The 12,961-nt window shown below is 35.0% G+C and carries 11 protein-coding genes, 1 tRNA gene and 1 rRNA gene; all 13 read right to left on the bottom strand.

Annotated features, from left to right (window positions below; all coding sequences use genetic code 11):
* Nucleotides 1–99 precede the first annotated feature (99 nt).
* The 13 genes from HUE87_RS02935 to HUE87_RS02875 all read right to left on the bottom strand — a co-directional run bounded on the left by HUE87_RS02935 (nucleotide 100) and on the right by HUE87_RS02875 (nucleotide 12,891).
* Nucleotides 100–176, bottom strand: a tRNA-Ile gene (locus HUE87_RS02935).
* A 133-nt stretch (nucleotides 177–309) separates the two neighbouring features.
* Nucleotides 310–1,825: ribosomal RNA gene (locus tag HUE87_RS02930) — 16S ribosomal RNA — on the bottom strand.
* Between the two features lie 482 nt (nucleotides 1,826–2,307).
* The gene (locus HUE87_RS02925; protein WP_194367251.1) at nucleotides 2,308–2,907 is read right to left on the bottom strand and encodes a prepilin-type N-terminal cleavage/methylation domain-containing protein; all 600 of its coding nucleotides are present in this window, start codon (nucleotides 2,905–2,907) and stop codon (nucleotides 2,308–2,310) included.
* Between the two features lie 138 nt (nucleotides 2,908–3,045).
* On the bottom strand, nucleotides 3,046–4,848 hold the full coding sequence (locus tag HUE87_RS02920; RefSeq protein ID WP_194367250.1) for a citrate/2-methylcitrate synthase: 1,803 nt from the start codon (nucleotides 4,846–4,848) through the stop codon (nucleotides 3,046–3,048).
* A gap of 9 nt (nucleotides 4,849–4,857) precedes the next feature.
* Complete coding sequence (locus tag HUE87_RS02915; protein WP_194367249.1) at nucleotides 4,858–6,195, bottom strand: ATP citrate lyase citrate-binding domain-containing protein; 1,338 nt, start codon at nucleotides 6,193–6,195, stop codon at nucleotides 4,858–4,860.
* Nucleotides 6,196–6,281: 86 nt separating this feature from the next.
* The gene (locus HUE87_RS02910; protein ID WP_194367248.1) at nucleotides 6,282–7,475 is read right to left on the bottom strand and encodes a hypothetical protein; all 1,194 of its coding nucleotides are present in this window, start codon (nucleotides 7,473–7,475) and stop codon (nucleotides 6,282–6,284) included.
* Nucleotides 7,472–8,041: an anthranilate synthase component II gene (locus HUE87_RS02905; RefSeq protein ID WP_194367247.1), complete on the bottom strand. Its 570-nt coding sequence runs from the start codon at nucleotides 8,039–8,041 to the stop codon at nucleotides 7,472–7,474. Before HUE87_RS02905 ends, HUE87_RS02910 begins: the two co-directional genes overlap by 4 nt.
* A gap of 73 nt (nucleotides 8,042–8,114) precedes the next feature.
* Complete coding sequence (locus HUE87_RS02900; protein ID WP_194367246.1) at nucleotides 8,115–8,921, bottom strand: ABC transporter permease; 807 nt, start codon at nucleotides 8,919–8,921, stop codon at nucleotides 8,115–8,117.
* A gap of 8 nt (nucleotides 8,922–8,929) precedes the next feature.
* Nucleotides 8,930–10,819, bottom strand: a complete 1,890-nt coding sequence (gene flgK / locus HUE87_RS02895) for a flagellar hook-associated protein FlgK (protein ID WP_194367245.1) — start codon at nucleotides 10,817–10,819, stop codon at nucleotides 8,930–8,932.
* A gap of 1 nt (nucleotide 10,820) precedes the next feature.
* Complete coding sequence (locus HUE87_RS02890; RefSeq protein WP_194367244.1) at nucleotides 10,821–11,249, bottom strand: hypothetical protein; 429 nt, start codon at nucleotides 11,247–11,249, stop codon at nucleotides 10,821–10,823.
* 15 nt (nucleotides 11,250–11,264) lie between these two features.
* On the bottom strand, nucleotides 11,265–11,477 hold the full coding sequence (locus tag HUE87_RS02885; RefSeq protein ID WP_194367243.1) for a flagellar biosynthesis anti-sigma factor FlgM: 213 nt from the start codon (nucleotides 11,475–11,477) through the stop codon (nucleotides 11,265–11,267).
* Nucleotides 11,478–11,542: 65 nt separating this feature from the next.
* A complete protein-coding gene (locus tag HUE87_RS02880; protein ID WP_194367242.1) occupies nucleotides 11,543–11,845 on the bottom strand; it encodes a rod-binding protein in 303 nt (100 codons plus the stop codon).
* Nucleotides 11,845–12,891 (bottom strand): flagellar basal body P-ring protein FlgI, encoded by a 1,047-nt coding sequence (locus tag HUE87_RS02875; protein WP_194367241.1) that lies wholly within the window; start codon nucleotides 12,889–12,891, stop codon nucleotides 11,845–11,847. Before HUE87_RS02875 ends, HUE87_RS02880 begins: the two co-directional genes overlap by 1 nt.
* Nucleotides 12,892–12,961: the final 70 nt, after the last annotated feature.

Here is a 12,961-nt window from a genome sequence, read left to right as displayed (position 1 = left end):
TGACTTTGACAATAATAATTTAATGAACGATAGACTTTGAAGTCTAATAGAAAAACTAATACTTAGTTCTTTTATTAAACTTGAAAATTTGTTTTAAAATGGTGGGCCTACCTGGACTTGAACCAGGGACCTCACCCTTATCAGGGGTGCACTCTAACCAGCTGAGCTATAGGCCCTAAAGTGTGTTGTTAAATTCAAATGAACTCAAATCACTGAAAACTAAGCAAGCAAACAAACTAATAACTAACAACATCTCTCGTGAGATTTTCTTTGTATGTCAATTCAAATGAATGATTGACTTTACTCTAGAAAGGAGGTGATCCAACCGCAGGTTCTCCTACGGTTACCTTGTTACGACTTCACCCCAGTCGCTAATTCCACCGTAAGTGGTAGCCTCCCGAAGGTTAGCTTCCCAATTTCGGGTGAAATCAACTCCCATGGTGTGACGGGCGGTGAGTACAAGACCCGGGAACGTATTCACCGTAGCATTGCTGATCTACGATTACTAGTGATTCCAGCTTCATGAAGTCGAGTTGCAGACTTCAATCCGAACTGAGAGACGCTTTGTGAGATTGGCTCCACCTCGCGGTATTGCAACTCTCTGTACGCCCCATTGTAGCACGTGTGTAGCCCTAGCCATAAGGGCCATGATGACTTGACGTCGTCCTCACCTTCCTCCTCCTTGCGAAGGCAGTCTCCCTAGAGTGCCCAGCTTAACCTGCTGGCAACTAAGGACGAGGGTTGCGCTCGTTGCGGGACTTAACCCAACATCTCACGACACGAGCTGACGACAGCCGTGCAGCACCTGTTTTCAAGTTCCCCGAAGGGCACCACTCCATCTCTGGTGTGTTCTATCAATGTCAAGGCTAGGTAAGGTTCTTCGCGTATCTTCGAATTAAACCACATGCTCCACCACTTGTGCGGGTCCCCGTCTATTCCTTTGAGTTTTAATCTTGCGACCGTACTCCCCAGGCGGAACACTTAATCTGTTAAGTGCATCACCGAGATGACAAGCATCCCGACGACTAGTGTTCATCGTTTAGGGCGTGGACTACCGGGGTATCTAATCCCGTTTGCTCCCCACGCTTTCACGCCTTAGCGTCAGTAATGTTCCAGGAGATCGCCTTCGCTTTAGGTATTCCTAGTGATATCTACGGATTTTACCCCTACACCACTAATTCCATCTCCCCCTCCCATACTCTAGGTTAGTAGTTTCAAATGCAGTTCTACAGTTGAGCTGTAGGATTTCACATCTGACTTACCAACCCGCCTACGCGTCCTTTACGCCCAGTGATTCCGAGTAACGCTTGCACCCTCCGTATTACCGCGGCTGCTGGCACGGAGTTAGCCGGTGCTTATTCATGAGCTACCGTCATTTTCTTGACTCATAAAAGGAGTTTACACACCGAAATGCGTCATCCTCCACGCGGCGTTGCTGCATCAGGGTTTCCCCCATTGTGCAATATTCCTCACTGCTGCCTCCCGTAGGAGTCTGGTCCGTGTCTCAGTACCAGTGTGGCGGATCATCCTCTCAAACCCGCTACCCGTCATTGCCTTGGTGAGCTCTTACCTCACCAACAAGCTGATGGGATATAGTCTGATCTTCAAGCGAAAAAACGTTTCCCGACTCTACTTAAGTAGAGAAGGTATATCCAGTATTAATCATCGTTTCCAATGGCTATCCCGGTCTTGAAGGTACATTAACTATATATTACTCACCCGTGCGCCACTAATCCAAAGAGCAAGCTCTTCTTCATCGTTCGACTTGCATGTGTTAAGCACGCCGCCAGCGTTCACTCTGAGCCAGGATCAAACTCTCCATAATTAAATTATGTAAAGATCACATTGCTGTGAAATTACTGATCATTGCCCAAGAATTAAAATTCATTGGCTTTATTGCCACTATCTATAAATAGTTAGTGGACTTTTTTCTAAAGAAACTTTTTATCTTGCGATAAAATCGGTTCCCCTAGTTTTGTATAGTATCTATTACTACTTGGGTATCTATATTGCTATAGACCAAATAGAATAGACGGTTGTTGTTATATTAGTTATTTCTAAGTAAACTTATAGTGACTAATTAACTAATTTGTTATTAGTTATCTCGTCTATTTACTTGCTTAGTTTTCAATGATCTCAAACATATTCAAAAGCTTCTACTCGAAGTCTCTCTAGGCCTTAACTTAAGGTCTCATTGTTTGTGGATGGGAATTATAGGAGATTATGTATTCAATGTCAAGGCTTTTTTGAAAGAATTTAAAAAGTTTTTCTTGGGTGTTTAGTTTTGGCGTTTTAATATATTAGTTATTATAATATATGAGCATATCCTGTTTCCGGTTCTACTGCTATTGTAATATTTCCTTCTCCATTAATTAAAACAATACTGCAACGATTTGTTAACAAATCACCATATAATGTATTATTATTCACATGTGGTCTCCCTAAGTGATCAAAGAATATTCTTTGCACACCTGCTGCGCAACTATCTGTATTTATATTATTTATACCATATTGTTCACTTAAATCCATATCTCTTGTTCTATCATTAAAAAGTGAATTACCTGTCATTTGCTCTTTTGACAAAGGATTAAGTGCCATTTCACCATTATCTGGATTTACAGCATCATCTAAATCTCTGTCAGAATAAATTGAATAAACATTATTTCCATTACCTGAATTATCTAGTTGAAAAAAAATTTGCCACCTTGCTACAAACCAATTTGGATTATTAGCATTAAACTTATCATCAACCATAGCAAGGTGCTGTGTGTATCTTATATGTGAAATAACCTGTACTGCCGCTTCTCTCAAGCTATTTGATTGAGTTCTAGGAATTACTACTGCGGATATTATACCAACAACAACAATCACCATTACCAATTCCAACATAGTAAACGCTTTTTTCATATACAATCCAATCAAATATGTTTATTATAAGTATATCAAAAAGATTTAAAAATTAAAACTGATATAGACAGAAGTGCTAGTCTAGAAGGAGATTGGAGTTTTCAAGGAGAGAGTTCTCCTTGAATTTAGAAAATTATATTATATTTTTTCTGCCATTTGAACATCGTAAAGAATGTCAGACATTGGGTGTCTGTACATTGGCATTGCAAGACGTTTTTCATCTAGTACATGACCGATAAAACCTATTGTACGGCCTAGAATGAAGAATGAGTTAAGAGTACCTGATTCAATAAATTCATTGATTTCAGCTTCATCATAACCAAGTGCTCTCCACATGTCTACCATTAATATACCAATTGTACCATCAACATTAAGAATAAGATTCTCTTTTTTAGATGTTGTTAATTGCTCAACAGTTAATGCATAGTCAAGTAGTGGAGTACTTGGGAAATGCTCTTTTGCAAATTTCTTAAGACCTTCAACACGTAAGTCTGGGTTTTTAAGAGACTTAATTCTGTGTCCAATTCCTGGAATTGGAACACCCTCGCCTTTCATGTAGTTCAAGAAAGCTTTAGGGTCAAGATTATTGTCATCTGCATGTTTGAAATATTTAGCAGCACCATCGATAGCACCACCAAATCTTGGACCGATAGTTAAAAGACCAGTTACCAGTGATTCAACAACTGACTTGCCAGCTCTTGCTGTGACTTTTGCATTATGAGCACCAGAAACGGCAGGACCGTGGTCTGCAACAGTTTTGATTACTGTTTCAATAAACTCTGTAGCCCACTTTGGATACTGTTTTTTGAACCATAATAGTGAAACAACATCACCAATACCTTTACCAGTCTCAGGAGTAGCAACAGAAGAGATTGGGAAACCAGCATACGTAGCCTCATCTCCTCTATCATCAGAAATAGTACAGATAAACTCTTTAGACTTTCTAACTTTAGGACATACGCTCATTTCAGGCTCAGGAATCTCAGGAAGGTTTAAACCTGTAAATACTGTTTTTATCATATTAGGTAAATCATTGAATGATTCTGGAACATGAATACCAGCTTCAGCCATTGCTCTATTTTTATATTCAGCAGTTTCCATTTCGCCATTTGCAGATGCACCAGCATGACCAAACTGAACACCACTGTCATAATATTTAGCGATTGTGCCAATACACCAAGCAATAACTGGCTTAGTGATTTTGCCTTCTTTGATTGCTTCGATAACTTTATACTCTTCAGTACCGCCAACTTCACCAAGTAAAATCATATATTTTACTGCTGGATTTTTTTCCATTCTTAGCATGTTATCAATAAATACAGATCCAACAAATCTATCTCCACCAATAGCAACACCCTCAGCAATACCATCAGCATTTATAGAAATAATATTTGAAAGCTCATTGAACAGACCACCTGAACGAGTTACAAGTCCACATGAACCTGCGCGGTGAAGTTTTGACTGAACAATATTTTCAATTGTTCCACCAATATTTGCAATTTTAAATGCGCCTGGAACAATTGCACCAACAGTTGCCGGACCAATAACAATAACATTTTGTTCACGAGCAAATTCATTCATTCTACGAGCAAGTCTCTCAGGGATACCTTCAGCTGTAATCATGATTGATGAAAAACCACCAATATTTAAAGCTTCCATAGTTACATCATAAGCAGTTCTAAAAGATGCAAAGTTTAAAAGTACATCAGCTTGAGGCTGAGCAGCTTTTGCTGCAACTGTAGTTTTATAAAGTGGAATCATAACTTCATCTGGACCATAAAAGAACTTCTCAAATTTATTTCCACTTGTAGGAGCTACAATAGCAGCTACTGAAGGAGTTTTTCTTTGAATTGTATAATCATAATCTAACATTCTCTGAATAGCTGTTTTATTGTTATTCCAGAAAATTGCTTGTGTATCTTTAGTAAATAATTGTTGCATATTTTTCCCTTACTTAGTTAGTGCCATACGCACAATATCGGTTACGTGAGTTTCTGGGCCATAAACTTCTATGTAAAGACCTAATCTATCAGCAGCTTCTTTGATGTCTTTAAGACCTTTTTCATAGTTTGGTCCACCACGTCTTACATAAATTTTTGTATTATGCTCTTTCATCTTATCAGCATAAGCCTCAAATGACTGAATAATACCTGTAAATGTTTTTGCTACATCTGTAAAATTCGCAATTGCACCACCAATGATAAGAATTTTATCTTTGCCTTCTGCATCCTTATGTCTTGTCATTAAGTCAATTAAAGTATCTGCGTAAAACTTAGTCTCACTTGTAGTTGGTCCCCCAGAGTACTCACCATAATTAGCTAAATCATCAATACCAGCTAAATCAGCAATTGTATCAGCATAAACAACTGAAGCACCACCACCTGCAACCATAGTCCAGATTCTAGCTTCTGGTTTTAAGATTGTAAGCTTTAAAGAAGCACCAGATTTACTATCTGCATCTTCAATAGCTAAAACTTCAGGAGATTTTTCTTCCATCCCAAATGAAGTTGGATAATCTACATCACCCCACTCATCTACCATCATAAATCCAGCAGTATCATCTAGTTTTGCAACCATATCAAGTAATTCAATTTTATTGTCTTGCATTACAAAAGGGTTGATTTCTAAATATGCAAAATTTAACTCTCTGTAAGCTTTAAAGAAACCTATTGCAAATTCAGCAAACTTTGCTTTATCAGCAGCTGCTACATCTGCAGGAATATGTGCTTTAATTTTGTTAGCAATTTGTTCTTCAGTGTCAGTAATAGCAAAAGCTACTTCAGTAACTTTTTCATCCCATCCCTCTTCAACTTCCATTCCACCTTCAGCTGACATGTAAAGCATGTCATTATCACCTACACATGTAGCAGAGATATAATACTCTTCTTCTTGTGTATGTGGAGTGAACGGCTCAACCACAAAGTGAGTTAACATATCTGTCTTAGCTTCACCTGTTGGAGTATCACCATCAAATGAAAAATAAACTGTTTGCTCAGAAGATGATTTCTCATCAATCCAGCTAGTAGCTTTTGCTAAAGAAACATCACCTGGCTTTGTATCTCTAAATAGAACTAAATCATTCTTGCCTCTTTTTCCAAAAAGCATATCTGGTTTAGCAACAAGTGCTTTTTCTTTTAACCAAGACTTACTTTTAGATGCCTCAGTCAGTTCTTTTCCATTTTGAACCATTACAGTTTCATAAGCATAAGTAAAATCTGGAAAATACTTATCCCAATGTTTTGCTAAAATTGATTTTGCGTCAAATTCTCTAATCGATTTTTGAGCCATTGCAACTCCCTATTTTTAATTTACGAAATTTTATCATATTGTTAATTAACTAAGCACCATTTCTAGAGTCCTAATATCAAATATATTTAGTTTGTGTTTATTTTTGTAACAAAAGTGGAATATACAACCCTGTTTTTGTAACTTATTGTTACACTACTGCTATTTATTGAGTCAAAGGCATTTTCTTCTAGCTTATAGTTGTTGCATTTAGTTACACCATAAAATTTTAATCTTTGGGACATTTTTATATTTGTACTTATACAAGAAATGCCTCTGTTTTTTAATTCTATTGCTAATTCTTTAGCAACATGCATCTTGTAAGAGAAATGTTTTTCAGGATCTTCAATTAGATGATATAAGTATTTATTAAATAGCACTGCAGAACTATTTATAAATAATAGTGATAGCGAAACAATAAAGATTAGTCTATAACTTTTTCTAAACTTCTTTAATCTAACTCTATAAGAGTGCTCAAAAGTTTGTGCCACTAATGGAAGGGCAAGTATAAGGTATGGCGCAAATTCTTCTATATTAACTCTTTGTCTGAATGAAAGCAACAGTGATAATACAAAAGCGACCGAAGATATAAACCACAAAAGTTCAATATCTTTAGTTAAGTACCTTTTATATAAAACGTAAAAAACATACACAAATATAACAGGTGTAAAAATAGCAGCATAAAGACCTATAGAATCTAGAATATGCCCTCTAGGGGAACCATGTGCATCTATACCGTATAATAATAATGAGAGAGAAAATAGCAATAAATTAAAAATAAAAAATGAGTTATCTTTTTTATATAGTGAGTAAGCCACTAGAGATAAATATAAATATATAAAACCACCACTAACTAATAAATATATACTTAGCAATAAATAGATAAATTTTTGTGAATAGTTTTCATATACATATACAAACAAAAACAATCCGAATAATACTAAACCAGCTTCATTAACAATTATAGCAGAGCTCATAACTCCTGGTAATAATACAAATATGAGTACGAGCCAAATTCTATTTTTTTGAATTTTTACATACTTTTCAGATATTTTATATAGTAATATAGTACTGAATATATGAAGGATAATCATAGGAAGCCGTAGAGCAAAGTCATTTTGTCCTAAAAGATAAATTGAAGCTTTAACAATGGCTTGTAAAAATGAGTATTCACCATATAAAAGTGACACTTCATAATAGGACGCAGATAACTCTACAGTCTGTAAGATAAGTATTAATGCATCTAATCCTAATATTAAGAATAAGATGTATCTAATATTCATATTTTTAAAAAATTTCCAATTATTTCGTGTCCAAACTGACTCATAATAGATTCAGGGTGAAACTGAACACCGTAAACTTCTCTGTCTTTAACTTTTAAAGCCATTATTTCATTATCATCAGTGCTGTATGCTGTTGGCTCTATATCGCTTGGAAGTGAATCTTTATCTACTATAAGAGAGTGATATCTTGTCGCAGTAAACTCTTGTGGAATATTTTCAAATATTCTACATGTAGAGCTTTGTTTCATTACAGATGTCTTACCATGCATCATGTTTTTTGCTCTAACTACATTTGCTCCAAATGCCTGCGCTATACTTTGATGGCCTAAGCAAATGCCTAGTATTGGTAATTTATCTTTAAAGTGCTCAATGACTTTTAGTGTCACACCTGCTTCATCCGGAGATGCTGGTCCTGGAGATATAATAATCTTCTCTGGATTAAGGGCTTCTATCTCTTCGACGCTCATTTCGTCATTTCTAATAATTTTTAAATCAGCACCCAATTCTCTACAGTACTGTACAATGTTATATGTAAAACTATCATAGTTATCTATCATTAAAATCATATTTATTTCATCCTCAGTCAAAACACCATTAACGTATATTATATCATTTTCAAAATTGATACTACTTTAATTACTATGAGTTTTGAATCTGCTTTTTGTTTGTTAATTGCTGTAAATAGTTTGAAATATTTATAAGTGAAAATGTAACTAAAAATATCATAAGTCCTGGGAAAAAACTAACCCACCAAGCAATTTCAACAACATCTTTTCCACCGCTTAAAATAGTCCCCCAGCTCATCTGTGGAGCAACAATCCCTAAGCCCAAAAAGCTAAGAGCAGACTCTGCTAATATTGCACCACCTACACCAAAAGTAAAACTAACAAAATATATAGGTGCCAAAATAGGGGCGTAATATTTAAATAAAATTTTCAACTTACTAACATTAGCAATATTTAGTATCTTTATGTATGGCTGTGATGTTATTTTAAAACTCTCTGAGCGAATTAGTCTTGCTGTTGTCATCCAGCCTGTAATTGATATGATTACTATTAATACCCAAGCAGAAGCATTTACATAACTAACTAATGCCAAAAGAAGAAAAAAAGTCGGAAATGTTAAAAAGAGATCAACTAAAACTATAAAGCCTTTGTCAACTGCTCCTCTAAAGTAGCCTGCCATAGAGCCCAAAATCAAACCTACAATTGAGGCAATAAGTGCACTTCCAACACCAATAGTAAGTGAAACTTTTCCACCCTCCATCAATCTTGCCAATATATCTCTTCCTAGCCTATCTGTACCTAAAAGGTTTTGCATAGAGGGAGCTAGCAAAATAGATTCACTATCTAAGATATAAGCATCTACACCATAAAAAAATGAACCTAAAAAAGAAAAAATAAATACAATAAGAAGCATAAAAATACTAAATTTTGGAAAATTCATATTCTATATTACTGTTTAATACCGAGGAGTGTCTGCATCATTTGATCAATAGTAGTTATTATTTTAGCGGCAGCACCATATGCTGTTTGATATCTTATTAAATTTGTCATCTCTTCGTCCATACTAACTTTTGAAACAGAGGAGTATTCCATTTCTGTAGCATTAAATTGTGCTGTAACTGTGTCATTTCTTACCATAGCACTATTGGTTGCTGTCCCAACTTCTGTAGCTATAATATCAAACATTCCATACATCGTACTATTGTAAGTGGTACTGCCTATGTTAAAATCATATTTTTCAAACTGTTGCTGAATCATATCAAGAGCTAATCTATTATCTCCTGTTGTTGAAGAGTATCCAGATGAAAGAAGCGTAGGGTTATCTTTAAAGGAGAGGTTTAGGTCTATATTTTTAGCACTATTTCCATCAAAGAATCTATTCAATCCTAACACACCTGCAAAATTTGTCCCAGAATCAAATGAACCATCTTTTAGAGTGTCTTCAATACTAAAAGTGTAGCCTTTAGATTTTGATAAAGGGTCAATACTTAGCTCTAGTCCACTGTCACCACTTGCATAATTGACAAAGTTAAAACCATTTTTAAAAAAATTATCTATATCGTTATTTGCATTTCCGTCATTATTATCATCTATCTGTGCCCCAATTTGAGCTTCTATTGAATTAGAACCAATAGGCCCAGTCATAGTTGTAGTTGGATCAATAGTTATACTTCGTCTAGATGCTTCATTACCATCAATATCATATATAATTAAATCAAATGTTCCCTCTTTAAAGTTCAATGAAGAGCTAAGAAGAGGGTCTGAACCAATTAAACCAGATATAGGATTAGACTCCATTTTAGTAGTTGGAGTTTGTGCGTAAAGATTATTTGTAGCTTCAATGAGAGCTTGTGCGAAAGCATCAAGCTCAGAGACTACATTTTGTATTGTACCATCCACAGGCAAACCACTAGTTGTGTCAATTGCTCCACCTCTTAGATCTAAGATAGCACCTATTTTACCACCAGATATTTTTTCTGCCATCGGGAGTAATGTGCCATCTTGTCTCTCATAAGAAATTTCATAAAATCCTTTTGGATTACTTGCTTTTGAGATATGAATAGGATGAAAAGTGTTTCCATCAACAATATTAAAACCATTAACACTCAATAGGTAAGTTTCTGTTTTGATATTTGAAGAGCTATCGATATTTATGTTTGACTTTATTAAACCAGAATTTACATTAGAACCGATTAATCTTGAAAGATCTCTTTCAAGAACATTTCTTTTATCTCTTAAATCATTTGCTGTATAGTCGCTGCCATTTTCAGCTGTAGCAATAGACAAATTTAATTCTGATAATTCTTTTGCTAAAGAGTTAACTTCATTGACATTCACTGCCAACTCATCATTTATTTGTGCTTGTAGTGATGTAACTTGGTTTTGTACTTGCGTAATGTGATCTGACAAAGCTTCAGTCTGTTTTGCTAGGGCCAACTTAATAGCATCATTATCAGGATTATCAGAAAAACTTTGCCACATGTTGTAATACTCTTGCATGCTTGCTTTTATCCCGACATTATCAATCTCTGGAAAATATGAAGAGAGCTCTTGCAAAGTTTTTTTCTCGTAATCGCTAAACTCTTTATCTGAAGATAGAGTGACGTACCTGTCAAATACAAAATTATCAAAAATCCTCTCAATTGCCAATATCTCAGTACCGTTACCAATATTTCCACTTGTACTATTTATTGGCGTTGCTGCAGTTGTCACAACTCGTTGTCTTGTATAACCATCACTGTCAGCGTTAGAAATATTATGGGCTGTTGTATCAATACCGACTTGTGAAGCACTAAGACCTGTATATCCAATATTTAATGAGCTGAAAATTGATGGCATCTTATACTCTCACTTCCAGAATTGCAGAATTTTTTGATGCTACTTTTTTGTATCCCTGCATTTCTGTTGGTACTATTCTTTCCAAAAACGTATTATATAAATTACTAACTGCTAAAACCAATTTTGCGTATCGCTTATTTACTTCTCTTAAATTTGAAAGTTCCACTCTAAGTTCACCTAAAGCGGTATGTTGTTCTTCATTTAAAAGATCCGGCAAATCTTTGTCAGGACTTTTTGTCATTAACGACGATATCTCGTGGTCAATCATAGCTTTTTTTGATTCAAAACTTTTTAATTTTTCTTCTTTTAGTGCTAGTCTCTCAAATTGAGGATTATTCCGTGCTTCTTTGATATCTTCTACATCAGATTCTGTAATTTTTATTAAATCTCTCAAGTCGCCTAATGCACTTTGTAAATGATAAGATAGCATTTCTAATCCTTAATTTTAACTTAACAACTCTTCGGCTATTTTTTCAGATAAAGCTTCTATGTTGATTTTATATTCTCCAGACTCAAGAGCCTCTTTTATCTGGTCCACTTTGCTTGTGTCCCCCTGTTTAGAGACTGTTGTGACTTTCTTATCTGACACTTCTTTGCTTTCCCCAGAACTATTTGAGTAAGCACTACGTATAGCCCCGCTATTGATTTGTGAAATCATTATCAATCCTTTCTTTATCTATTAGTTTCTCTCTATACAGTAACATCGACAAAAAAAGAAAAAACTTAAGCTTTTTCACTCAAAAAATCATATAACATTTGAGAAAATCCAAAACCTCCTGCACTAGCCTTTGCAAGTTCATCTCTATACATAGATTTATAAATTTTATCCCCTGGATCATTTTGATCTGAAAAAAGATTTTTTTCATCTTTCATAGCATTATCCATAAGCATTTTTAATATTACTGACTCAAAAGCATCTGTTTGCTCTCTTAATTCAGCATTTTCTGCTTTTGGATCAATTTTAGGAATTTGGTGTTGTTGTGACATATAGTTGGCTTGCATATTTATTGAATTTGATCCGTACATTATATTACCTTTAACTCTGCAGATATACTGCCAGCACTTTTCATCGCTTCTAAAATTGAAATAATATCCTTTGGAGAGGCTCCCAATTTTTGCAAAGAGCGAACCAAGTTTGCTACAGTTGTAGTTCCAGTTTTAGTGTACAACTCATTCTCGTTCATACCAATAATCATATTTTCATCAACAACCATCGCTCCAGCTGGATTACTTAAAGTGTTTTGCTCTGTAATTTTTATTGTAATATCGCCATGAGTCATAATAATTGGTTTGATTTTAATTCCGACACCTGAGATTATTGTTCCAGTTCTCTCATTTATAACTATTTTACTTTTAACACTATAGTTCATATCTATATCTTGAACTTCCGCTAAAAACTCTATCATACTTCTGTTTTTCGGTTTTTTTAGCTTTATTGTTCTAGGATCCATAGCAACCGCTACTTGAGTATTGTAAAAACTATTTATATTTTTTTGAATTGAAACACTGTTCTTAAAATTAGACTCTTTTAAAGATAGTGTTACATACTCTTGATTATATAAATCTATTGAAATCTCACGCTCAACTAAACCGCCATTGTATATTAGACCAACTGTTGGATGAGAGTCTACTCCTGCACCTTTTCCATTTCGCCCACCGATACTTACTGCGCCTTGTGCTAGACCATAAATTTTACCGTCAACCCCTTTTAAAGGAGTCATCAAGAGTGTTCCGCCCTCTAGCGATTTTGCATCTCCTATTGATGATACAGTTATATTAAACTTATCACCTTGTCTAGAAAATGGAGCGAGTTCTGCTGTAACAACAACTGCGGCAACATTTTTTGATTTTATATCTACAGGGTCCATATCGATGTTCATTGCTTTTAACATATTCGCGATTGATTGAAGAGTAAATTTTGAAGTTGTTCCATCACCAGTCTTTTTAAGACCTATAACAAGAGAATAACCTATAAGATGATTGTCCCTTACTCCGACAATATTTGCAACATCACTTACTTTAGCAGAGTAAAGGGTAGTAATAGTAAGTAAAAATAGAATAAAATTTCTCATAGCTAATCCTTGAATTAGCAAAATATCAGCAAATATTATTCCAATTAACCAATTATCTCCTAAAAAGAGA

Origin of the sequence: Candidatus Sulfurimonas marisnigri, assembly GCF_015265475.1 — a bacterium.
GTDB lineage: Bacteria > Campylobacterota > Campylobacteria > Campylobacterales > Sulfurimonadaceae > Sulfurimonas > Sulfurimonas marisnigri.
This window is presented reverse-complemented; position numbering and strand designations above follow the sequence as displayed.

Excerpts from the sequence above, each read along its gene's own strand:
- HUE87_RS02925 (WP_194367251.1), bottom strand. The coding sequence starts at position 2,907 with ATGAAAAAAGCGTTTACTATGTTGGAATTGGTAATGGTGATTGTTGTT.
- HUE87_RS02920 (WP_194367250.1), bottom strand. The coding sequence starts at position 4,848 with ATGCAACAATTATTTACTAAAGATACACAAGCAATTTTCTGGAATAAC.
- HUE87_RS02915 (WP_194367249.1), bottom strand. The coding sequence starts at position 6,195 with ATGGCTCAAAAATCGATTAGAGAATTTGACGCAAAATCAATTTTAGCA.
- HUE87_RS02910 (WP_194367248.1), bottom strand. The coding sequence starts at position 7,475 with ATGAATATTAGATACATCTTATTCTTAATATTAGGATTAGATGCATTA.
- HUE87_RS02905 (WP_194367247.1), bottom strand. The coding sequence starts at position 8,041 with ATGATTTTAATGATAGATAACTATGATAGTTTTACATATAACATTGTA.
- HUE87_RS02900 (WP_194367246.1), bottom strand. The coding sequence starts at position 8,921 with ATGAATTTTCCAAAATTTAGTATTTTTATGCTTCTTATTGTATTTATT.
- flgK (WP_194367245.1), bottom strand. The coding sequence starts at position 10,819 with ATGCCATCAATTTTCAGCTCATTAAATATTGGATATACAGGTCTTAGT.
- HUE87_RS02890 (WP_194367244.1), bottom strand. The coding sequence starts at position 11,249 with ATGCTATCTTATCATTTACAAAGTGCATTAGGCGACTTGAGAGATTTA.
- HUE87_RS02885 (WP_194367243.1), bottom strand. The coding sequence starts at position 11,477 with ATGATTTCACAAATCAATAGCGGGGCTATACGTAGTGCTTACTCAAAT.
- HUE87_RS02880 (WP_194367242.1), bottom strand. The coding sequence starts at position 11,845 with ATGTACGGATCAAATTCAATAAATATGCAAGCCAACTATATGTCACAA.
- HUE87_RS02875 (WP_194367241.1), bottom strand. The coding sequence starts at position 12,891 with ATGAGAAATTTTATTCTATTTTTACTTACTATTACTACCCTTTACTCT.